Annotated in this window: 25 protein-coding genes and 1 pseudogene; 11 read left to right on the top strand and 15 right to left on the bottom strand. The window is 48.0% G+C overall.

Annotated features, from left to right (window positions below; genetic code table 11):
* The first annotated feature begins 204 nt into the window (after positions 1 to 204).
* Positions 205 to 1,188 (top strand): ribose-phosphate pyrophosphokinase, encoded by a 984-nt coding sequence (locus HMPREF3052_RS01190; RefSeq protein ID WP_101755247.1) that lies wholly within the window; start codon positions 205 to 207, stop codon positions 1,186 to 1,188.
* A gap of 65 nt (positions 1,189 to 1,253) precedes the next feature.
* Positions 1,254 to 1,826 (top strand): 50S ribosomal protein L25/general stress protein Ctc, encoded by a 573-nt coding sequence (locus HMPREF3052_RS01185; protein WP_004519902.1) that lies wholly within the window; start codon positions 1,254 to 1,256, stop codon positions 1,824 to 1,826.
* A gap of 108 nt (positions 1,827 to 1,934) precedes the next feature.
* Here HMPREF3052_RS01185 and hscB read toward each other — a convergent pair whose 3' ends face one another.
* A complete protein-coding gene (gene hscB / locus HMPREF3052_RS01180; protein WP_049351512.1) occupies positions 1,935 to 2,435 on the bottom strand; it encodes a Fe-S protein assembly co-chaperone HscB in 501 nt (166 codons plus the stop codon).
* 79 nt (positions 2,436 to 2,514) lie between these two features.
* On the opposite strand from hscB, the pseudogene HMPREF3052_RS01175 reads away from it, so the two are divergent.
* Positions 2,515 to 2,737 (top strand): annotated as a pseudogene (locus HMPREF3052_RS01175) (alternative ribosome-rescue factor A).
* Here the strand turns inward: HMPREF3052_RS01175 and iscA are convergent.
* The 8 genes from iscA to iscR all read right to left on the bottom strand — a co-directional run bounded on the left by iscA (position 2,697) and on the right by iscR (position 7,048).
* Positions 2,697 to 3,017: an iron-sulfur cluster assembly protein IscA gene (iscA, locus tag HMPREF3052_RS01170; RefSeq protein WP_003685774.1), complete on the bottom strand. Its 321-nt coding sequence runs from the start codon at positions 3,015 to 3,017 to the stop codon at positions 2,697 to 2,699. The pseudogene HMPREF3052_RS01175 and the gene iscA overlap by 41 nt on opposite strands.
* A 69-nt stretch (positions 3,018 to 3,086) precedes the next feature.
* The gene (locus HMPREF3052_RS01165; protein WP_070747944.1) at positions 3,087 to 3,332 is read right to left on the bottom strand and encodes a recombinase RecA; all 246 of its coding nucleotides are present in this window, start codon (positions 3,330 to 3,332) and stop codon (positions 3,087 to 3,089) included.
* A gap of 250 nt (positions 3,333 to 3,582) precedes the next feature.
* The gene (gene iscU, locus HMPREF3052_RS01160; protein WP_003674559.1) at positions 3,583 to 3,969 is read right to left on the bottom strand and encodes a Fe-S cluster assembly scaffold IscU; all 387 of its coding nucleotides are present in this window, start codon (positions 3,967 to 3,969) and stop codon (positions 3,583 to 3,585) included.
* Positions 3,970 to 4,038: 69 nt separating this feature from the next.
* Positions 4,039 to 4,167: a hypothetical protein gene (locus HMPREF3052_RS11965; RefSeq protein WP_003712319.1), complete on the bottom strand. Its 129-nt coding sequence runs from the start codon at positions 4,165 to 4,167 to the stop codon at positions 4,039 to 4,041.
* 161 nt (positions 4,168 to 4,328) lie between these two features.
* Complete coding sequence (locus HMPREF3052_RS01155; protein ID WP_141756585.1) at positions 4,329 to 4,763, bottom strand: hypothetical protein; 435 nt, start codon at positions 4,761 to 4,763, stop codon at positions 4,329 to 4,331.
* A gap of 25 nt (positions 4,764 to 4,788) precedes the next feature.
* Entirely contained in the window at positions 4,789 to 5,238 is a 450-nt protein-coding gene (locus HMPREF3052_RS01150; protein WP_070747940.1) for a hypothetical protein, read from the bottom strand.
* 97 nt (positions 5,239 to 5,335) lie between these two features.
* On the bottom strand, positions 5,336 to 6,550 hold the full coding sequence (locus tag HMPREF3052_RS01145; protein WP_070747939.1) for an IscS subfamily cysteine desulfurase: 1,215 nt from the start codon (positions 6,548 to 6,550) through the stop codon (positions 5,336 to 5,338).
* A gap of 51 nt (positions 6,551 to 6,601) precedes the next feature.
* Positions 6,602 to 7,048 (bottom strand): Fe-S cluster assembly transcriptional regulator IscR, encoded by a 447-nt coding sequence (gene iscR, locus HMPREF3052_RS01140; RefSeq protein ID WP_003680774.1) that lies wholly within the window; start codon positions 7,046 to 7,048, stop codon positions 6,602 to 6,604.
* Positions 7,049 to 7,409: 361 nt separating this feature from the next.
* Between iscR and HMPREF3052_RS01135 the strand changes: the two genes are divergently transcribed.
* Positions 7,410 to 8,582: an alpha-hydroxy acid oxidase gene (locus HMPREF3052_RS01135; protein ID WP_070747937.1), complete on the top strand. Its 1,173-nt coding sequence runs from the start codon at positions 7,410 to 7,412 to the stop codon at positions 8,580 to 8,582.
* Between the two features lie 61 nt (positions 8,583 to 8,643).
* Here HMPREF3052_RS01135 and dsbD read toward each other — a convergent pair whose 3' ends face one another.
* Both dsbD and folE2 read right to left on the bottom strand, forming a co-directional pair.
* The gene (gene dsbD / locus HMPREF3052_RS01130; RefSeq protein ID WP_070747935.1) at positions 8,644 to 10,449 is read right to left on the bottom strand and encodes a protein-disulfide reductase DsbD; all 1,806 of its coding nucleotides are present in this window, start codon (positions 10,447 to 10,449) and stop codon (positions 8,644 to 8,646) included.
* A gap of 215 nt (positions 10,450 to 10,664) precedes the next feature.
* A complete protein-coding gene (gene folE2 / locus HMPREF3052_RS01125; protein WP_070747933.1) occupies positions 10,665 to 11,438 on the bottom strand; it encodes a GTP cyclohydrolase FolE2 in 774 nt (257 codons plus the stop codon).
* A gap of 178 nt (positions 11,439 to 11,616) precedes the next feature.
* Between folE2 and HMPREF3052_RS01120 the strand changes: the two genes are divergently transcribed.
* From HMPREF3052_RS01120 to HMPREF3052_RS01105, 4 genes are all read left to right on the top strand, one after another.
* Positions 11,617 to 12,774 (top strand): trans-sulfuration enzyme family protein, encoded by a 1,158-nt coding sequence (locus tag HMPREF3052_RS01120; RefSeq protein WP_070747931.1) that lies wholly within the window; start codon positions 11,617 to 11,619, stop codon positions 12,772 to 12,774.
* 70 nt (positions 12,775 to 12,844) lie between these two features.
* Entirely contained in the window at positions 12,845 to 13,288 is a 444-nt protein-coding gene (locus HMPREF3052_RS01115) for an META domain-containing protein (protein ID WP_070747929.1), read from the top strand.
* A 98-nt stretch (positions 13,289 to 13,386) separates the two neighbouring features.
* On the top strand, positions 13,387 to 14,166 hold the full coding sequence (locus HMPREF3052_RS01110) for a ferredoxin--NADP reductase (RefSeq protein ID WP_070608885.1): 780 nt from the start codon (positions 13,387 to 13,389) through the stop codon (positions 14,164 to 14,166).
* Between the two features lie 77 nt (positions 14,167 to 14,243).
* A complete protein-coding gene (locus HMPREF3052_RS01105) occupies positions 14,244 to 15,251 on the top strand; it encodes an adenosine deaminase (RefSeq protein WP_070747927.1) in 1,008 nt (335 codons plus the stop codon).
* Positions 15,252 to 15,300: 49 nt separating this feature from the next.
* Here HMPREF3052_RS01105 and bioB read toward each other — a convergent pair whose 3' ends face one another.
* Entirely contained in the window at positions 15,301 to 16,353 is a 1,053-nt protein-coding gene (gene bioB, locus HMPREF3052_RS01100; RefSeq protein WP_003746495.1) for a biotin synthase BioB, read from the bottom strand.
* 217 nt (positions 16,354 to 16,570) lie between these two features.
* On the opposite strand from bioB, the gene miaA reads away from it, so the two are divergent.
* The 3 genes from miaA to hpnC are packed head-to-tail and all read left to right on the top strand — an operon-like array spanning position 16,571 to position 19,107.
* Complete coding sequence (gene miaA / locus HMPREF3052_RS01095) at positions 16,571 to 17,512, top strand: tRNA (adenosine(37)-N6)-dimethylallyltransferase MiaA (RefSeq protein ID WP_003685622.1); 942 nt, start codon at positions 16,571 to 16,573, stop codon at positions 17,510 to 17,512.
* A 3-nt stretch (positions 17,513 to 17,515) separates the two neighbouring features.
* Complete coding sequence (tadA, locus tag HMPREF3052_RS01090) at positions 17,516 to 18,238, top strand: tRNA adenosine(34) deaminase TadA (protein ID WP_070747925.1); 723 nt, start codon at positions 17,516 to 17,518, stop codon at positions 18,236 to 18,238.
* 53 nt (positions 18,239 to 18,291) lie between these two features.
* Positions 18,292 to 19,107, top strand: a complete 816-nt coding sequence (gene hpnC / locus HMPREF3052_RS01085) for a squalene synthase HpnC (protein WP_070747923.1) — start codon at positions 18,292 to 18,294, stop codon at positions 19,105 to 19,107.
* A gap of 48 nt (positions 19,108 to 19,155) precedes the next feature.
* Here the strand turns inward: hpnC and htpX are convergent, their stop codons facing one another.
* From htpX to HMPREF3052_RS01070, 3 genes are all read right to left on the bottom strand, one after another.
* Positions 19,156 to 19,995, bottom strand: a complete 840-nt coding sequence (gene htpX, locus HMPREF3052_RS01080) for a protease HtpX (RefSeq protein WP_070747921.1) — start codon at positions 19,993 to 19,995, stop codon at positions 19,156 to 19,158.
* Positions 19,996 to 20,186: 191 nt separating this feature from the next.
* A complete protein-coding gene (gene hemF / locus HMPREF3052_RS01075; protein ID WP_070747918.1) occupies positions 20,187 to 21,095 on the bottom strand; it encodes an oxygen-dependent coproporphyrinogen oxidase in 909 nt (302 codons plus the stop codon).
* 63 nt (positions 21,096 to 21,158) lie between these two features.
* Positions 21,159 to 21,692, bottom strand: a complete 534-nt coding sequence (locus tag HMPREF3052_RS01070; RefSeq protein ID WP_070748067.1) for a C40 family peptidase — start codon at positions 21,690 to 21,692, stop codon at positions 21,159 to 21,161.
* Positions 21,693 to 21,706: the final 14 nt, after the last annotated feature.

The raw sequence follows: 21,706 nt of genomic DNA, 5'->3' as shown, positions 1-21,706 counted from the left end.
GAAGGTTCGAATCCTTCCTCCCCAGCCAAATAAAAGCGTGTAAGTTTTCTTACACGCTTTTTTATGCTAAGAGCAAAATAACGCTGAAAAACTTCTTTTTACCCGTCTTTACGCGTATAATTGCATAATTAGTGTCTTAGACATGGGGCAAAGGGAAGCGTAATGTTTTCTGAGCGTAAATCGAATTTAGAATCAGGTGAAGATATGGCTGCTTATGACAGTTTAATGGTGTTTACCGGTAATGCAAATCCGGAATTGGCGCAACGTGTTGTCAAACATTTGGATATTTCGCTCGGTGAAGCCACTGTTTCCAAATTCTCTGATGGCGAAGTAGCCATTGAATTGTTGGAAAATGTGCGTGGTCGCGATGTGTTTATTTTGCAACCTACCTGCGCGCCAACCAATGACAACCTGATGGAAATTTTGACTATGGCCGATGCACTTAAACGTGCTTCTGCCGGTCGTATTACTGCCGCGATTCCATACTTTGGCTATGCGCGTCAGGATCGCCGTCCTCGCTCTGTCCGTGTACCGATTTCTGCTAAATTGGTAGCGAATATGTTGTACTCAGCAGGTATCGACCGTGTATTGACTGTTGACTTGCATGCTGACCAAATTCAAGGTTTCTTCGATATTCCGGTAGATAATATTTACGCCACCCCGATTTTGTTGAACGATATTAAACAACAACGTATCGACAATCTGACTGTTGTCAGCCCTGATATCGGTGGTGTTGTACGTGCACGTGCTGTTGCTAAATCTTTAAATGCTGATTTGGCCATTATCGACAAACGTCGTCCTAAAGCCAACGTGGCTGAAGTGATGAACATTATTGGCGATATTCAAGGCCGTACTTGCTTGATCGTAGATGATATGATCGATACGGCAAATACTTTGTGTAAAGCAGCCGTCGCCCTGAAAGAGCGCGGTGCAGATCGTGTACTGGCATACGCCAGCCATGCAGTATTCTCCGGCGAAGCAGTTAATCGAATTGCTTCTTCCGAAATTGACCAAGTAGTTGTGACAGATACGATTCCGTTGTCTGAAGCAGCTAAAAAATGTGAACGCATCCGTCAAGTTACCATTGCCGGTTTGCTGGCTGAAACGGTACGCCGTATCAGCAATGAAGAATCCGTCTCATATCTTTTCAATGAAGATGTGATGACTGGCGGCATGTTGCTGCCATAACCCGATGTCGTCTTAAGCTGGTCGCGGCCGATGACGACAATTTTATTTAAATTGGAGTATTAAACATGACTTACGAAATTCAAGCCTCTGTTCGCGAAGCCCAAGGCACTGGTGCGAGCCGCCGCCTGCGTCGCGAAGGCCAAATCCCTGGCATCCTGTACGGTGAAGGTCAAGAGCCTGTTGCTATCGCTGTAGACCACAAAACTGTATTCTACGCATTGGAAAAAGAATCTTTCCATACTGCTTTGATTAAACTGTCTTTGAACGGTGAAACTAAAGACGTTATCGTGCGTGACTTCCAAATGCACCCATTTCGTCGCGAAGTTCAACACATCGACTTCCAAGCTGTAAAAGCTGATCAACCTGTACGCATCCGCGTTCCTCTGCACATTGTTAACGCTGAAAACTCTCAAGCTGTTAAACTGCAAGGTGGCCGCGTATCTCTGTTGAACACTTCTGTTGAAGTAGTTGCTTTGCCTGCAAATATTCCTGCTTTCTTGGAATTGGATTGTGCATCAGTAGTTGCCGGCGACATTCTGCACTTGTCAGACATCAAACTGCCGGAAGGTGTTGAAAGCGTTTCTCTGAAACGTAACGAAAACCTGGCTGTTGCTACTGTTACCGGTAAAAAACGTTAATAGGTAGTTAACATAAGAAAACCGTATCAGATTTATCTGATACGGTTTTTGTTTTGCATATAAAATCATTTGCTATAAAACTTGGGTAAACGTAACAGCATATGTACTTTATAAGATTGAAGCAATTTCATTACGAAGTTTATTAAGAAAGCGTCCATGCCGTACCCATTGTGCGGCCGATTCATAATCCTGTTGTTCAAATGCTTGTTGCAAATCTTGATATAGGTTGCTTTGTACTTCTTGGATTTCTTGATCCAGCGCTCGGATGGCATCATGGTTTTGTTCCATTTGTGCATCCATTAATGTTTCTCGCCATTCCATCTGCTGCATGAGGAATTCTGGTGAAAACGAAGTGTGTTCAGGTGCATCAGCATCGATATTTTGGCTTTTCAAGAGATAAGCAGCCCGATCAATAGGGCTTTTTAATGTGCGGTAGGCATCATTAATTGTAGAAGACATCATGACGGCTTGTTTTTGCTCAAAAGCTGAGGCGGAAGCAAATTTATCGGGATGAAAACGGGCAGCTAAAGCTCGATAGGTCTGTTCGAGTGCTTCGGTATCAATATTGAAAGATGGCTCAAGCTGGAAGAGGTTGAAGTATTGAGACATGATATTAAAGGAAAAAATCTAAAGAAGAAGATTATTTTACGATATAATCCAAAAACTGTTTATACGAAAGGAAAACAATATGACCGGTAAGGTACAACACAATAAAGGCAAAATACGAGACAATGCCTTAAAAGCCTTAGTCAAATCTGATTTGTTCCGACACAAAGTAGAACGAAAAAGAAAAGGCAAGGGCAGCTATAATAGGCAAGAAGTCAAAAAATGGCGGGATGGTTTTGATACTTTCCCGCCATTTTTTATATTTTAAACGTGGAAGCTCTCACCGCAGCCGCAAGAGTCTTTGACATTCGGATTTTCAAATTTGAAACCTTCCTGTAAGCCTTCTTTGGTGTAATCGACTTGCGTGCCGTCTAGATAAACCAAGCTTTTTGGATCGATATAAACGCGCGCGCCGTGTTCTTCAAAAATCAGATCATCCTCGTTCACTTCATCGACAAATTCAAGGTTGTATGCCATGCCCGAGCAGCCGCTGGTTTTCACACCCAAGCGCACACCCAACCCTTTGCCGCGTTTGGTCAGGTAGCTGTTGATGTGTTTGGCTGCGTTTTCTGTGATAGTAATCATGCTTTTTTCCTCATTTCGCAATCATTTTCTGTTTTGCCTGCTTTTTTATTTCAGACGGCATCTTGATTATCAGGCCGTCTGAAAACGCTGTTTTGCCCACTCTATTGCGGCGGCAATGGCAGCTTTAGCCTGCGGACTATTTCTCCAACAGGTCGAGCCGGTTAATTGTGCGCCCCGTTCCAAAATATCGTCTAAATCTGCCGCCGCCAGCTTGGCAATATCATCTAATCCCATTTGTTGCAAACGCTGCAATATGGTTTTATCTATGCCTTCGACAGCAAGTAGGGATTGGACTTCTTCATCAGTAAAAGGCATTTCGCCTCCTTTGATTTTGCAGGTATAACGACTAAATTAAATATAAGCTGCGATTTATTGCCCTCTCCCGCGGGGAGAGGGGATAGATTGGCAGGCAGTCCCAAATTTGGCGGCAACTTCAAAAGGATGAAGTTTCTGTGCTCTCAATTCACCCTGTCTGCTTAAGAGGGGAATAAATCACCAGATTTGCTTTTCTCGAAGACTCGCTAGGAGTCTTGGGCACCTGCCGACAAGGGGTCGTTGAATCCGGTTATTTGTTTTCCTGACGTTTGCGATAGTCGGCAACGGCTGCTTTTACCGCATCTTCAGCCAAGATAGAGCAGTGGATTTTAACTGGAGGCAATTCCAACTCTTCGGCGATTTCGCTGTTTTTGATTGCCAGCGCGTCATCCAAGCTTTTGCCTTTGACCCACTCGGTAATCAGGCTGGACGAAGCGATGGCCGAACCGCAGCCGTAGGTTTTGAATTTAGCGTCTTCGATGATGCCTTCGTCGTTCACTTTGATTTGCAGACGCATTACGTCACCGCAGGCCGGCGCGCCGACCATGCCGGTGCCGACAGATTCGTCGTTTTTGTCGAATGTGCCGACGTTGCGGGGGTTTTCATAGTGGTCGATTACTTTATCGCTGTATGCCATGATGTGGTTTCCTTAATGTTTTTTGATGGTTTAAGTGGTTTGTTTGCCGGTTTTCAGACGACCTGAAATTCAAATTTTGCACGCGCCGCCTTCGCAGCCGTCATCATTCTCTGAATCAACGCCGCCTTCTACGGTAACGCCGTCAAAATCTTCGAGTAGGTTGTCGAGATTGTCGAGGTCGAGCTCTTGTTCGTTCATGGTTCTATATCCTTGGTTTTAATTCTAATGTGGTGGTTTTTAGGTCGTCTAAAAAGGTTTTTTGGGATTTTCAAGACGACCTTTTTATTTATTAGGTAGGTTTGGTTGTTAAGCCCAACATTTCGAGTAGATTGATAGGCTTGTTGGGTTTTCAACCCAACCTACGCTTGCTGATTTAATTTTTTGATATAAGAAATAATCTCACTAAATTCAATTGGTTCATATTCATATGATTTTACAAATTCCACACAGACATTAACCCACCGACTTTCTCGAAAGAAAGCTAATACAACAGATTTAACCTCTTGATAACCAAGATTTAAATCCTCATTAAAATCTTTTTCCATCAAGGAATGTAGATTACCGTCTAGTCCTCCTTCAAGTATTTTCTTATCATATTTTTCAAATATATCATGGGCTTTATCTAAATCTTCTTCAGACCAATCAAACTCAATAACTAACGATCCGATCGGATTATTCACATAATTTTGATAGTTATTCAACATACTTATATGAAATTTAATTTTTGCAATTTCTTCCTTTTGATTTTCTAGAAGTTTTTGTACGTCAAAATACTGTCTTTCATCTAACATCATAAAATCCTTTTATCTTTTTATCCTTTTATAAATATTTATTTCCATTTGAAATCATTGATGCAATATCTGATTGCAAGGTATGTTTAATTTCCAGGATAGACTCTTCCGAATTTTCTTGTTCATAATAGCGATTATATTTAGCGAGAGTATTCTTCCAACCATTGATCTTTTGTCCCAGCACAGGATTCGAAAATTTATCATCACTAGCAATAGCTAATTGCGATACTGTTGCCATAAGTTTCTCAATTTCTGCGATCTCTGCATCAATTTTCACTCCTCGTAAATGTTTAGCAGGTAATTTCCCAATTTTTTCATAACAGTAGCGTAGATTCAAAACCATATCATGCAAATCTCTACGATTAGATATTTCATCTCTTAATTTCTCTGTTTCATTTTTCCATCCCCATGCTTTAACAGCCGAGAAAATACTGACAAGACCTGCAATAATATTAATAACAGTATTTATTTCTTCCATTTGTAATCAGTGTTCAATATGAAATAAAATTTTTATATTTAGGTCGTCTGAAAACCTTTCTCAATTTGATTTTCAGACGGTCTTTTATAAATGCGGATTAATGCGCCGCCCATTCAATCGAGTTCAAATCGATACCTTCTTTAAACATTTCCCACAGTGGCGACAGTTCGCGCAGTTTGCCGATTTTGGATTTAATCAGTTCTGCTGCAAACTGCACTTCTTCTTCGGTGGTCATGCGGCCGAAGGTGATGCGCAGGGAAGAGTGCGCCAATTCGTCGTTGCGGCCGAGTGCGCGTAAAACGTAGCTTGGCTCAAGGCTTGCGGAAGTACAGGCGGAGCCGCTGGATACGGCGAGTTCTTTCACTGCCATAATCAGGCTTTCGCCTTCGACGAAGTTGAAGCTGATGTTCAGGTTGTTTGGAGCACGGTGTTCAAGGTCGCCGTTGATGTAAACTTCTTCGATGCCTTCGATACCTTTGAGGAAGATATCGCGCAGTTTCAAGTAGTGCGCAGTGTCTTGTGCCAATTCTTCTTTGGCAATGCGGAAGGCTTCGCCCATGCCGACGATTTGGTGGGTCGGCAGGGTGCCGCTGCGGAAGCCGCGTTCGTGGCCGCCGCCGTGCATTTGGGCTTCGAGGCGGACGCGGGGTTTGCGGCGGACGTACAGTGCGCCGATGCCTTTGGGGCCGTACACTTTATGACCGGACATGGACAGCAGGTCGATTTTAGCGGCTTCTACGTCAACAGGCACTTTGCCGCAGGCTTGGGCGGCATCGACGTGGAAAATGATTTTGCGTTCGCGGCAGATTTCGCCGATGGCAGGAATATCTTGAACTACGCCGATTTCGTTGTTTACCCACATGACGGAAACGAGGATGGTGTCTTCGCGGATGGCGGCTTTCAGTACGTCTAAATCAACCAAACCGTTTTCTTGTACGTCCAGATAAGTTACTTCGTAACCTTGGCGTTCGAGTTCGCGCATGGTATCGAGTACGGCTTTGTGCTCGGTTTTGACGGTGATGAGGTGATTGCCTTTAGATTTGTAGAAGTGCGCGGCGCCTTTGATGGCGAGGTTGTTGGACTCGGTTGCGCCGCTGGTGAAAACGATTTCTTTAGGGTCGGCGTTAATCAGGGCTGCGATGTCTGAGCGTGCTTTTTCTACGGCTTCTTCTGCTTCCCAACCGAAGCTGTGGCTGTTAGAAGCTGGATTGCCGAAAATATCGGACAGGTAGGGAATCATTTTTTCGGCAACGCGGCGGTCTACGGGAGTGGTGGCGGCGTAGTCGAGGTATACGGGGGTTTTGACGGTCATGGTTTGCTCTTTCGTTTGGTCATCTGCCTGCGGTCTTTGCCGCAAGTCGGTTTAATGAATGTGTGTAAAGGTAACGACATGACTGCTGTCGCTGCAGTTTTTTTGTTCAATGATGCTTTGCAGCGTAACGCCGCTGAGGTAATCATTGATGGTTTTGTTTAAGTTTTCCCAAAGGTCGTGGGTCAGACAGGGGGCGCCGTGGTTGCAGTTTGCTTTGCTGCCGCACTGCGTGGCATCCAGTCGGTCTTCGGCTGCGGAGATGATTTGTGCAATATTGATTTGCTCGGCGGGAGCGGCAAGGATGTAGCCTCCGCCGGGGCCGCGTAGGCTTTCAACCAATCCGGCACGGCGCAGTTTGCTAAATAATTGTTCGAGGTAGGAAAGCGATATGCTTTGTCGTTCGCTGATGGCACTGAGTTTAACAGCGCCGGTTTGCGCGTTCATCGCCAAATCTATCATGGCGGTTACTGCAAATCGCCCTTTGGTAGTCAGTCTCATGGTGTGGTTGCCTGTGTGGGGCGTTTTTATTAGTGGGGAGAATTGTCTAATATCTGAGTGTTTCAGTCAAGTATGTGGCGGCTCGGTTTGATTGTTTGTTTAAATGGTGGCATTGGCTGATTTTTAAATCGGAAAATATTTTCTTTATTTTTCTGTAATTTGGATTTGAGGCCGTCTGAAAAAAGGCTATCAACCCTACGGATGGCAGGGTTAAAATGTTTTGATTTAATATTGATACTGATATAGATTATCAAAATTATTCTTAAAATTTAGTTGTTTTGATGGAGTAAAATAAATGAGGTGTTTGAAATGTTCAGACGGCCTTGATCGTCCATCTTTACCTTAACAGAGGCAATCGACAATGAAATCTGATTTAAGCAAAATAACCTGTATCGAAGACTTGCGCCTTGTTGCCAAACGTAAAATGCCGCGTATGTTTTATGACTATATTGACTCAGGCTCTTGGACGGAAACCACTTATCGTGAAAATACTTCGGATTTTAAAGACATCCGTTTCCGTCAAAAAGTATTGGTTAATATGGAAGGACGCAGCCTTGAGACCAAAATGATCGGACAGGATGTGAAAATGCCGGTGGCGATTGCACCGACCGGTTTCACGGGCATGGCGCACGCCGACGGCGAAATCTTGGCGGCGCGGGCGGCGGAAAAATTTGGTATTCCGTTTACGCTGTCGACCATGTCCATTTGTTCGATTGAAGATGTGGCTGAAAACACCAGCTCGCCGTTTTGGTTTCAGCTTTATGTGATGCGCGACCGCGAGTTTATGGAGAACTTGATTAAGCGTGCGAAGGATGCTAATTGTTCGGCTTTGGTTTTGACTGCCGATTTGCAGGTTTTAGGTCAGCGCCACAAAGACATTAAAAACGGCCTGTCTGCGCCGCCGAAACCGACCATTGCCAATTTAATCAATTTGGCGACCAAACCGGAATGGTGTATGAAAATACTGAACACGGAACGCCGCACCTTCCGCAATATCGTCGGTCATGCGAAAAACGTTGGTGATTTGTCTTCGCTGTCTTCATGGACTTCCGAACAATTCGACCCGCGCCTGAGCTGGGACGATGTGGCGCGCATTAAAGATTTATGGGGCGGCAAGCTGATTATTAAAGGCATTATGGAACCTGAAGATGCGGAAAAGGCAGCGAAAAGCGGAGCGGACGCATTGGTCGTTTCCAATCATGGCGGCCGTCAGCTTGACGATACTGTGTCTGCCATTAAGGCTTTGCCTGATGTGGTCAGTGCGGTGGGCAGCGACATCGAGGTTTGGATGGACAGCGGTATCCGCAGCGGTCAGGATATTTTGAAGGCTTGGGCTTTGGGTGCGAAAGGTACGATGATAGGCCGGGCGTTTCTGTATGGTTTGGGTGCGTATGGCGAAGAAGGCGTAACTCGTGCGCTGGAAATCCTGTATAAAGAAATGGATATTTCCATGGCGTTTACCGGTCACCGCAATATTCAAGATGTGGATTCCAGCATTTTGCGTTCTACGCGTTGGCATCAAGATGAATTTTAATTTTTAAACATAAGAAAAGGCCGTCTGAAAATCTGTTTTCAGACGGCCTTTTTATAGACGGCTATTTCTCGTTTTTGCGATACCATTCAATGAATGCATCGGGTTTGACAAAGCCTAATAAGGCTTCGCTATGACTACCGTCGGCACGGACAACAAACACGCCCGGAGGACCGAAGAGGCCGTATTCTTTCAGTAAGGCCTGATGGTCGGGAGTGTTGGCGGTCACGTCGATTTGGAAAAAGCGCTGCATATCGACTGCTTCGTGTACCTGTGGTTGGTTGAGTGTGTAGGCGGCCATTTCTTTGCAGGATACGCACCAGTCGGCGTAGAAATCAATCAGCACGGGCTTGCTTGGATCAGCTTTCAAAGCGGCGTCCATAGCGGCTTTGAGTTCGCCGACATCGGTAAACATCTTGCCGTGGTCGGTTTCTTGTCCGGCTTCGGATGGCGGAACCAGCGTTAAGAAGTGGTGCAGGGCGGTGGTTTGTTTATTGAAGCTTTGCCAACCAAACCATGAGCCGCCAATCAGCAGTAAAAAGCCCAATACGGCGGCAACTGTTTTCAGACGGCCTTTTTGTTTGCCGGATTTCGCCAAAAGCATAAGGGCGGGAACAATCATCAGCAAGGTGTAGAGGCTGACTACTGCGAAATAAGGCAGATGCGGTGTGGCAAGATATACGGCAACGGCCAGCAAAATAAAGCCAAATGCGTATTTGATGCCGTTCATCCAATCGCCTGCTTTAGGCAGGATATGGCCGCCGAATGTACCGATGATGATGAGCGGTACGCCTGTGCCGAGTGCTAATGTATAGAGCGCAAGGCCACCCAATACGGCATCGCCGGTCTGGCCGATATAGCCCAGAGCAAATGCCAGTGGAGGCGCAACGCAAGGGCCGACAATCAGGGCGGACAAAATACCCATGATGAAAACGGAAATGATTTTGCCGCCGGAGAGTTTGTTGCTTTGGTTTTGGAAATAGGATTGGACGGAGTTTGGCAGTTGGATATTGAAGAGGCCGAACATGGACATCGCCAGTACCACCATCAATGCGGCAGCGGCAAGCACAACCCAAGGCTGTTGCAGCCATACGGTCAAGAGCGCGCCTGTCAAACCGGCAATCACGCCAACCAAGGTATAGGTCAATGCCAAACCTTGTACATACACCATCGACAAGGTGAACGCGCGGCCTTTTCCGGCTTTTTTATCGCCTACGACAATGCTGGAAACAATCGGCAGGAGCGGATACATACAGGCGGTAAAGCTTAAGCCCAAACCTGCGACAAAAAACGCCAACAGGTTAGCGTTTAAAGTATCCCAAGAGAGCTTGAAGCGGCTGCTGTCGGGATTGTTTGTACTGGGTTGGGCGGGCATTTGGCCGTCTGAAGAGGCGGATGGTTGCAAGAATCGGTCTTTGGCAGAGACCGGCTCATCGCTTTGAGGCTGATAAACCCCGTTGCCTTTTACGTCAAACTCGGTGTCCACCGGCGGATAACACACACCCACTTCGGCACAGCCTTGATAAGTCAGCGTCAGTTTGTATTGCGGTGCGGCTTGTTTGTAAGGCAGGTCAACCTGTGCGGTATGGTGGTAAACCGTTTGTTTGCCGAAGAATTCGTCTTCTTTTTCTTCGCCTTTGCTGAATTTGGGTTCGCCCAAGACTTTGTCAGGATTGGTCGCTGCAACGATTTTGGACTGGTACATATAGTAGCCGTCAGCGATTTTGAACTGCACGCTGATGCCTTGATCAGTTACATTGACTTGAGGTACAAAGGCTTGCTCTGGAGGCAGCAAATCATTGGCGTCTACTGCGAATGCGAAGCTGCTCAATCCTAAAAATGCAATGAGGAAATAAAGGAATTTTTTCATAGTATCTACGGAGATGCCGTTGAGGAACCGTCATTATAAATGATGGAAAAACAATCGGCTTAATTTATGTCAAATATTGCGAGAGAAATCTAATACTTTTGAATTATATCGAAATAGGGTTGCCCATATATGACCGATAGTCTCATGTTATCGTTCAATCTATGCAAAGGCCGTCTGAAATTTTCAGACGGCCTTTGTTTCTCTTCGGCTCGGCTTTAAGGATAAGCGATATAAGCGTAAGCGGAATGGTTGTGTATCGATTCAAAGTTTTCGCTTTCGACGACGAAAGATTCGATGCGTTTATCGGCAATCAGCACAGTGGCCACATCGCGAACCATGTCTTCGACAAACTTCGGATTTTCGTATGCTTTTTCCGTTACATACTTCTCGTCAGGGCGTTTGAGCAAACCGTAGAGCTGGCAGCTTGCCTGCGCTTCAACGTAATCGATGATTTCTTCGATGGCTACATCCGCGTTTGCAATCAGGCTGACGGTCACATGCGAACGTTGGTTGTGCGCGCCGTATTGGGAAATTTCTTTGGAACACGGACACAATGAAGTAACCGGAACCATCACTTTCAGACTGTGGCTGTATGTACCGTTTTTGATTTCGCCGGTCAGGGTGACATCATAGTCAAGCAACGATTGGATGCCGGAGACAGGCGCACTTTTCTTGCGGAAAAACGGGAAGGAAACGCTGATTTTGCCGGAATGCGAATCCAACAGGGCAACCATATCGGCGGTCAGCTTGTGCAGCGTATCGAAATCCAAAGCATCGGTTTGTTTTTCCATCAGAGCGACAAAGCGCGACATATGCGTGCCTTTTTGGTCGGCAGGCAGGAAAACCGTCATGGTCAGGCGGACGACGGTGGATTGTTCGCCTTCTTTGCTTTTAAGGGAGATTGGAAAGCGCAGGTCTTTGATGCCGACCTGATTAATCGGCAGGTTGCGTAAATCGCGGCTGGATTGCACGTCTGCAATGGCGTTCATGCGTGGTATGTCCTTCATGATAGGATTGTTGAGATGCGTGTGGAGGGAATCGGCTCGTGTCGACCGATTTGCAAATGCGAGATTATATCACTTGCTTTATCCCCCTGCATTGATTGTTTCTATTTTTCAGATAGTGATAAAATCTTCGATTATTCACATCTACATAGGCAGAGACCAAATGAAATTCGCCACGAAAGCCATTCATTCCAGCTACGATTGCGACGAACACAACCGTGCGCTGATGCCGCCGATTTATCAAAACAGTATGTTTGCGTTGCACGAGATTGGCGAAAATGTGCCTTACCGCTACTCGCGCCTGAGCAACCCGACCCGTCAGGTATTGGAAGATACCGTTGCCGATTTGGAGCACGGTGCGGCCGGCTTTGCGTTTTCCAGCGGTATGGCGGGGATTGATGCCGTGTGGCGTACTTTCCTGTGCCCGGGCGATACCATTGTTGCCGTCGCCGATATTTACGGCGGTGCTTATGATTTATTGGTTGATGTTTATCAAAAATGGGGTGTGAACGTTGTTTTTGCCGATTTGGGCAATCCGGATAATCTGGACGAGCTGCTCAAAGCGCACAATGTCAAATTGGTTTGGCTGGAAACGCCGTCCAATCCGCTTTTGCGCTTGGTAGACATTAAAGTCCTCGCAGCGAAAGCCAAAGCAGCCGGTGCGCTGGTCGGTATCGACAACACCTTTGCCACGCCATATTTGCAACAGCCGTTGGATATGGGTTGCGATTTTGTGTTCCATTCCGCTACCAAATATTTGTGCGGCCATTCCGACGTACTGATGGGCGTAGTCGTTGCCAAAACCAAAGAGCTGGCTCAGCCTTTGCACGACATGATGGTGCATACCGGCGCGATTGCAGGCCCGATGGATTGCTGGTTGGTTTTGCGCGGTATTAAAACGCTGGCTCTGCGCATGAACGCCCATTGCCAAAACGCACTCGAAATTGCGCGTCGTTTGGAAGCTCATCCTGCCATAGAAAAAGTGTTCTATCCCGGCCTGCCGTCGCACGAACATTATGAACTCGCCCAAGCACAAATGCCCAAAGGCATCGGCGGCGTGGTTACGGTTTATCTCAAAAATGACACGCGTGAAGCGGCCAATAGCGTGATTAAAAACATGAAACTGGTCAAAATGGCTTCCAGCCTCGGCGGCGTGGAAAGTCTGGTCAACCATTGCTATTCCCAGTCTCACAGCGGCGTGCCGCATGATGTGAAAATGGAGATGGGCATCAAAGTCGGCCTGCTACGTTTCTCTGTCGGTATCGAAGATGTTGACGATATTTGGAATGATATTTCCAAAGCATTGGATACGACTTTGTAAATAAGACGTAAAGGCCGTCTGAAGGTGAATCGTTTTTCAGACGGCCTTTAGTAATACATAAGGAATGGATATGAAAACATTATTCGGTGCATTGATGAGTATGGTGGCTTTGGCAGCTTGTACATCTTCTTCAGTATCTCAGTCTGAACAAGCCTCTAAATCTCAGGTACAAACTCAACAAACGGCGCAGCCTACTTTAGCCGCCAAATGGCGTGTTGTCGCTTTCAATAAATTCACCGAAAAAGATTTGGCCGGTACTGATGCCTATCTGGATTTGAGCGAGATGCCTAAGGCGTATGGCAAGATGGGGTGTAACGGTATGATGTTCCAAGCCAATACGATTGGTTCGGACAAAATTGATTTTGGCCATATTGCGGTAAGCATGATGCTGTGTGAAGACATGAAGCTGGAAGATGCGTTTTTGCGCAAACAAAGCGTGTGGAACTATCGTTTTGACGGTAACGATTTGATTTTGGAACAAAAAGGCATCAGTATCCGTTTGCGCCGTGAATAATCTTAAAGGCCGTCTGAAAATAAATATTTCAGACGGCCTTTTGAATCTTTATAATAAGCCCTATTTGAAACTGATACCGAATATCAAGGAAACCTATTATGGCAGCTTCTCCAGAAGCCAAGTTTACCGAAGAAAAAGTCTTGTGGATCAAACACCATACGCCTAAGCTGATGACTTTTGCCATCAGCCGTCCCGAATCCTACCGTTTTTCGGCAGGGCAGTTTTCGCGCCTTGGTTTCCGTGACGGCGAGGGCTTTATTTGGCGCGCGTATTCTGTCGTGTCTGCCGAATACGCCGATACGCTTGAGTATTTCGCGGTGTTAATCGAAGGCGGTCCGATGTCGGCGCGTTTTGCTGCGATGAAAGAGGGCGATACCATTTTGCTGGATAAAACGGCTACCGGTTTCCTCTTGCCCGAGCGTTTCCCCGATGGCAAAGATTTGGTCATGCTCTGCACGGGTTCCGGCATTGCGCCTTTCCTCTCCATTATCGAGCAGCCTGAAATCTGGCAGCGTTTCGACCGTTTGGTTTTGGCGCATTCCGTCTCTTACGCCGACGAGTTGATTTTCAACCAGCGCCTTGCCGATTTGAAAGAGCATCCGCTGATTGAAGAATATTTCCATAAATTCACTTTTGTTCCGGTTACCACACGCGAGGAAACAGAAGGTGCATTGAGCGGCAAACGTATTCCCGAATTGCTGAAGAATGGCGGTCTGGAAGAAAAAGTCGGCTTCAAGTTTACCAAGGCTGATACGCGCTTTATGGTTTGCGGCAATCCGGCAATGGTCAAAGACACTTTCCAAGCCCTGATGGATTTGGGCTACGCCATGCACCGCAACCGCATCCCCGGCGAAATCATGATGGAAAATGGTTTTTAACAGATAAATGGTCAAAGGCCGTCTGAAAGTTTCAGACGGCCTTCAATATTAAATATAAACCGAAAATCAGAGAAAATATGAATATCAAACAATTTATCCAAGCCCTGCCCAAAGCCGAGTTGCACGTCCATATCGAAGGGACGTTTGAGCCGGAGTCGATGTTTGAAATCGCCAAGCGCAACCACATAGCGATTCCTTATGAAAATGTCGATGCGGTACGGCAGGCTTATGATTTCCACAATTTGCAGTCGTTTTTGGATATTTATTATGCCGGTGCCGGCGTCTTGCTGCACGAGGCAGATTTTTACGATTTGACCCGCGCGTATCTTGAGCGTTGCCGCGAAGACAATGTCGTGCATACGGAAATATTTTTCGATCCGCAAACCCATACTGCGCGTGGCGTGGCGTTTGAAACCGTGATTAACGGCATTGTCCGCGCCTGCCGTGAAGCCGAGCAGCAATGGGGTATAAGTACGCGTTTGATTATGTGTTTCCTGCGGCATTTGTCGGAAGAAAGCGCATTTGAAACCTTAAATCAGGCTTTGCCTTATAAAGAACACATCATCGGCGTAGGCTTGGATTCGAGCGAGCTGGGGCATCCGCCATCCAAGTTTGGGCGCGTGTTTGCGCAGGCGCGGGCGGAGGGTTTGTTGACGGTGGCACATGCCGGAGAAGAAGGCCCTCCGGAATATGTTTATGAGGCTTTGGACTTGCTGCATGTCCGCCGTATCGATCATGGCGTACGGGCGGAAGAAGACAAGGCCTTGATGGCGCGTTTGATTGCAGAGCAAATGCCGTTGACCGTTTGCCCGTTGAGCAATTTGAAATTAAAAGTGTTCCCTGAAATGGCAAAACATAATTTGCGCTGTATGTTGCAACGCGGCGTATTGGTAACCGTCAATTCCGATGACCCGGCATATTTCGGCGGCTATATGAACCGCAATTTTGAAGCGCTTGCCGAGGCTTTAGATTTGAGTGCGGAAGAAATCAAAACCTTGTGCGCCAATTCGTTCCGCGCTTCGTTTTTGAGCGAGGCGGAAAAGGAAGAGTGGATACGGAAGATTGAAAGTTTTAATGTTGAATAACGATAAAAGGCCGTCTGAAAAAGTTTCAGACGGCCTTTTATGATGGCGGTTAATAGTCGACTTTGATTTTAGGCGTTTCCTGCGCGGCTTTGTATTCCTCTTCCAATTCAAAGCGCAGTGGATACAAATTCAATTTTTCCATCAGCAGGCGGTCGCCGTCTTCGTCCGGATTGCCCGTAGTCAGCAGCTTGTCGCCGTAGAAAATCGAGTTTGCACCAGCCATGAAACACATGGCCTGCATGGATTCCGGCATATTGCTGCGGCCTGCCGACAGGCGGACGTAGCTGTGCGGCATGGTAATCCGTGCCACGGCGATGGTGCGCACGAACTCCGTCCAGTCTAAATCTTCGGCATCGGCAAGCGGCGTGCCTTCCACTTTGACCAACTGGTTAATCGGTACGCTTTCGGGCTGCGGGTCGAGGTTGGCGAGGCTGGCAATCAGGCCTGCGCGTTCGGCGCGGGTTTCGTTCATGCCGACGATGCCGCCGCAGCAGACTTTCAAACCGGCGTTGCGGACTTTGCCCAAAGTGTCCATGCGGTCTTCGTGTTTTCGCGTGTGAATGATGTCGTTGTAGCGTTCGGGGTCGGTGTCGAGGTTGTGGTTGTAGTAGTCCAGGCCGGCTTTTTTGAAGTCTTCAGCCATGCCGTCCTCGAGCATACCGAAGGTGCCGCACACTTCCATGCCCAAGCTTTTCACCGCGCTGATGATTTCGGAAACGACAGCCACGTCTTTGGGTTTGGGGCCGCGCCATGCTGCGCCCATACAGAAACGGCTGGCGCCGCGAGATTGGGCAATTTTGGCTTTTTCGACGATTTCGTCCACATCCATCATTTGCTCTTTGCCCAGATTGGTGTTGTGGTGTGCCGATTGCGGGCAGTAGGCGCAGTCTTCGGGGCAACCGCCGGTTTTGATGGAGAGCAGGGTGGAGAGTTGGATTTCGCGCGGGTTGAAGTTTTGGCGGTGGATTTCGGCGGCTTGGAAAACGAGGTCGAGGAAAGGCAGTCCAAACAAAGCCTCGACATCGCATTTTTTCCAATAACGCGCAGTCGGATGCGGCTTGCGCTCGGTTTGACGGCGCAAGGCTACGGGAGATACGGTCATAGTGTGTTCTTTCGTGTTTACAGCGACGCAGTGTCGCTGACGGCTTGACTGCCGGCGCAATGACGGCAGCAGCAGGTTTGAAATCAATATAAAAGGCCGTCTGAAACGGCGCAGCAAGTGTAACGCTTTTGATAATGTAGAGCAAATGTTTCAAACGGCCTGAAATATGGTTTGCCCGGGTTTGCTATAATCGCATTTTTAATTTTTCCGTTTTCTTATGAACGCGCCCAAAGCCTTCGCCGTACTCGGCCCGACCGCCGGCGGTAAAACCGCACTGGCCTTAAATATTGCCCAATCGTTGCCGGTAGAAATCATCAGTTTGGATTCCGCGCTGGTGTATCGCGGCATGGACATCGGTACGGCCAAGCCGACTGCCGAAGAGCTTGCCGCCGTACCGCATCATTTGATTGATATTATCTCGCCGCTGGAAAGTTACAGCGCGGCGGATTTTGTCGGCGATTGCGTGCGCTTGGTGAACGAAATACATGCACGCGGTCGCTATCCGTTTATTGTTGGCGGCACGATGATGTATTTCCACGCGCTGACGGAAGGTTTGAACGATTTGCCCAGCGCGGATGCGGCGGTGCGCGCACAACTTCAGGCAGAAAAAAACGAACACGGTCTGGCAGGCCTGTATCGCCGTTTGCAGGAAGTTGACCCGATTACGGCAGGCCGTCTGAAAGCCAATGACAGCCAGCGTATTGAACGCGCTTTGGAAGTCTATCTTCTGACCGGCAAGCCTTTGAACGAACATTTCACAGAGCAGAAGCAGGCTGCGCCTTTATTGGATTTATGCACGGTTGCCCTTATCCCCGAAGACCGTCATTTGTTACACCGCCAAATCGAAAAACGCTTTTTAAATATGCTGGAACACGGTTTCCTAGATGAAATGCACGGCTTACGCCGCGATTATCCGCAGCTGCATGCCGATATGCCGTCTATGCGCTGCGTGGGCTACCGTCAGGCTTGGGATTATCTCGAAGGCGAAACCGATTATGACACCTTTGTCGAAAAAGGCATTGTCGCCACGCGCCAGCTTGCCAAACGCCAGTTGACCTGGTTGCGGAAAATTCCTTTGGCGCACACGTTAGATCCTTACGCAGACAGCGATTATGTTCAGACGGCCTTGGCCTTGGCGCGTCAGCATTTTCAGGAATAATCCATGCTGACTACGCCACCACTTGCGCCTAAAACATTGTCCACACTAAAAGAATTGGGTATTCGTACACTGGAAGATTTACAGGAAATCGGCGCAGTCCGCGCATTTCTATTGCTGAAAGCGTCGGGTTTGACCGTAACCAAAAGCACCTTATGGCAACTGGATGCGCTGGTTTTAGGTGTGGATGTCCGGCATATTTCCGAGGAGAGAAAGACGGAGCTGGGCGAGGCTTTGAAAAACCATCCGCCTGTTGCCGTTTTCCCTTCGCAAAGCGATATGGAAGCCTTTATGAGGCTGGCGATAGAACAGGCCAGACAATCGGCGGCCTTGGGTGAAGTGCCCGTTGGCGCAGTCATCGTATATCAAGGCGAAGCAATCGCTGCGGCACATAATACCTGCATTGGCGACCACAATGTCAGCCACCATGCCGAAATCAATGCGCTTGCCGTCGCAGGTAAGGCCTTGCAAAACTACCGTTTGGAAGATTGCGATGTGTACATTACCTTAGAGCCTTGCCCCATGTGCGCATCTGCCTTGATACAGGCGCGGGTCGGGCGCGTGATTTATGGTGCGGCCGAAGCCAAAACCGGTGCGGCAGGCAGCGTGGTCGATTTGTTTGCCGACAAACGTCTGAACAAGCATACTGCAATTTTGGGCGGCATATTGGCAGAAGAATGCCAAAACGTATTGCAGGATTTCTTTGCGGCCAAACGTAAGGCCGTCTGAATTTCAGACGGCCTGTCAGCAAAAACACTTTATTTTAAATTTTCGGATTTCCCATGTCAGTCAATCATTACGAAAACTTCCCAGTCGGCTCCATTGTGCTGTCGCGCCGTTTGCGCAAGCCGGTTCACGCCATTTACGCTTTTGCGCGGACGGCAGACGATATTGCCGACGAAGGCAATGCCGAAGCAGCCGAACGCCTGCGCCAATTGGACGAACTGAAGGCAGAGTTAGACCGCATTGCACAAGGCGGGAAGCCGCAAACGGTATTGATGCAGCGTTTGCATAACGAAGCGATTGAGCCGTTTCAATTACCGTTGCAGCCGTTTTATGATTTGCTGGCGGCGTTCAGTCAGGATGTGGTCAAAACCCGTTATGAAAACTTTGGCGAATTGATTGCCTATTGCCGCTTGTCCGCCAATCCGGTGGGGCGCATTATGCTGCATTTGTACGGGCAAATCGATGAAGTGAGTATGGCGCAAAGTGACGGCATTTGCACTGCCTTGCAGCTGATTAATTTCTGGCAGGACGTGGCGGTAGATTGGCAAAAAGGGCGCGTGTACATTCCTCAGGAAGATTTGCAGAAGTTCAAAGTCAGTGAAGAGCAGATTGCGGCCGGCAAAGCCGATTTTGCTTTTCAACGATTGATGGCGCACGAGTGCCAACGTGCCTTTCAAATGCTGAAGGCAGGCTCGCCGTTGGGCAAAACCCTCAAAGGGCGAATCGGTTTTGAACTGCGCATGATTATTGTCGGCGGCCAGTTGATTTTGCAGAAGCTGGACGGTTGCAAATATGACGTGTTTAACCAGCGCCCGCTGTTGGATAAGAAAGACTGGATGATTATCATCAAGCGGGCTTTGATGAAGAAATAAAAAAAGGCCGTCTGAAATGGATGTTTCAGACGGCCTTGATGTTTTCGATTAGCGGTTTTTCAAACGGTTGATGCGGTTGTCCAAAGAAGGATGGGTGCTGAACCAAGAATCTTTGGCTTCGCTGGCAATGCCCATTGCGGTCATGGTTTGCGGCAGGTTGCTGGTACCGCCTTTTAAGCGTTGCAGGGCGGCAATCATTTTCGGCGCGCCCACCAGTTTTGCAGCACCCGCATCGGCGCGGTATTCGCGTTGGCGGCTGAACCACATCACGATGATGCTGGCGAGGAAGCCGAATACGATCTGCAATACCATGCTGACCATGAAATATGTACCTTGCGAAGTGCTGCCGTCATTGTTGCGCGCCACCATGCTGGAAACGATACGCGCCAAGAAGACGACAAAAGTATTCACAATACCTTGAATCAGCGTCAGCGTTACCATATCGCCGTTGCCGACGTGCGCCATTTCATGCGCCAAAACGGCTTCGACTTCATCGCGGGTCATGTGGTCGAGCAGGCCGGTGCTGACGGCGACGAGCGAGCTGTTTTTGGTTGCGCCGGTTGCAAAGGCGTTAGGCTCGGGAGAGTCGTAAATGGCGACTTCCGGCGTTTTCAAATTCCATTGGCGGGCTTGCGCTTGAACAGTTGCCAACAGCCAAGCTTCTTCTTCGCTTTGGGGCTGGTCGATGACGACGGCGCCGACCGAATGTTTGGCGATGGTTTTCGACATCAGCAGGGAGACAATCGAGCCGCTGAAGCCGACGACGGCGGAATAAGCCAACAGGCTGCCGACTTGGTCGGTACTGTTGATGCCCAAGATGGCCAAAATAACACGGATGACAACCAAAACTGCAATATTGGTCGCAATAAATAAGAAAATGCGTTTCACCGATTATTCCTTTTTAGTGTGGTTTGTGAGGTGATTTTTATATGGGCGCATTGTCTCAAAAACTCTATAGAGATGAAACAGCGCAATAGGCAAAGGTATGCAAATTCAAAGCAATTGAAGCAAAGGCCGTCTGAAAAAGCAGGATTTATGATTAAAAACAGCTTTTCAGACGGCCTGATTGCAAACAGATATTATTTTCCGAATTCCTGCAGCCAGTCTCGCGCTACCAAAAATTGATTTAATGCGGCTTCTGGAGAACCTTCTTCCGGCGCATATTGATACTCGAAGCGTACTAAAGGCGGCATGGACATCAAAATGCTTTCCGTACGACCGCCGCTTTGCAGGCCGAACAGCGTGCCTCTGTCCCAAACCAAGTTAAATTCCACATAGCGTCCGCGACGGTAGAGTTGGAAATCTCGTTCACGTTCTCCATAAGGCGTATTTTTGCGTTTTGCCACAATCGGCAGATACGCTGCGATATAGCCTTCCCCGACTGCCTTGATAAAATTCAAGCAGGTATCGAAATTCCAGCGGTTTAAATCGTCAAAAAACAGGCCGCCCACGCCGCGTGTTTCGTTACGGTGTTTCAAATAGAAATATTCGTCACACCATTGTTTGAATTCAGGATAAACCGATTCGCCAAATGGCGCGCATACGTCCAGCGCCACTGTATGCCAATGCACGATATCTTCTTCAAAAGGATAAAACGGCGTCAAATCAAAGCCGCCGCCAAACCACCAAACCGGCTCGGCATTTTCAGGATAGGCAATGAAAAAGCGCACATTGGCATGGCTGGTCGGGACATAAGGATTTTTCGGATGAATGACCAGCGACACACCCATGGCTTCAAATGCCGCGCCTGCCAATTCCGGACGATGGGCCGTGGCAGAAGCCGGCATTTTTGTTCCCTTTACATGCGAAAAATTCACACCGGCCTGCTCGAATACTGCGCCGTTTTTCAATACGCGGGTTTCGCCAATGCCCAGCTTCCCAGTCCATGCTTCATGCACAAATTTGGCTTCGCCATCTTCTTGCTCCAGCGCGGCGCAGATTTGGTTTTGCAGGGTTTTGAGGAGGGTTAGAACGGATTCTGTGTGCATGATATATCCTTGATGGTTTTTACTTTCAAAATGACGGGGCAAAACCTTTCAGACGGCCTTGATTTATTCAGTAAAAAAGGTATGTGCGCCCAAATAGTTTTTGGCGTAGAACGGAGTGGAAAGTTTTTCGGTTTTGATGGTTTTGCCGCTGCTGGGGGCGTGGATAAATTCGCCGTTGCCGATGTAGAGGCCGACATGGGAGTATTTGTGTGCGCCGCCGGTATTGAAAAAGACAAGATCGCCGGCTTTCAATTTGCCGTCGGGAATTTTTCGGCTGGCTGCGGCCATATCGCGCGCGGTGCGTGGCAGATTGACGTTGAGGGCGTTTTTATAGACGTATTGGATCATACCGCTGCAGTCAAAGCCTGTGGCTGTGGTGCTGCCGCCCCATTTGTAGGGTGTGCCGATCAGGCCTAGGCTGTGAAGCATCAATTCCTGCGAACCTTGGGTGCGGTCGATATGGGAAATGCGGACAGGTTGGACTTTTCTGGCGGTTGTTTGCGGCTTGTGGGATTTGTGTTTGCCGGTAGTGCCGCAGGAGGCCAACAATAGGCTGGCGGTACAAACAAATAGGGTTTTGCAGATGAGTCGAGACATGGTAAATTCCTCCG

It is taken from the genome of Neisseria sp. HMSC056A03 (assembly GCF_001815685.1).
Taxonomy (GTDB): Bacteria; Pseudomonadota; Gammaproteobacteria; order Burkholderiales; family Neisseriaceae; genus Neisseria; species Neisseria subflava.
Note: the sequence above shows the minus strand (reverse complement) of the source record. Positions and strands in the feature narration are given on the sequence as shown.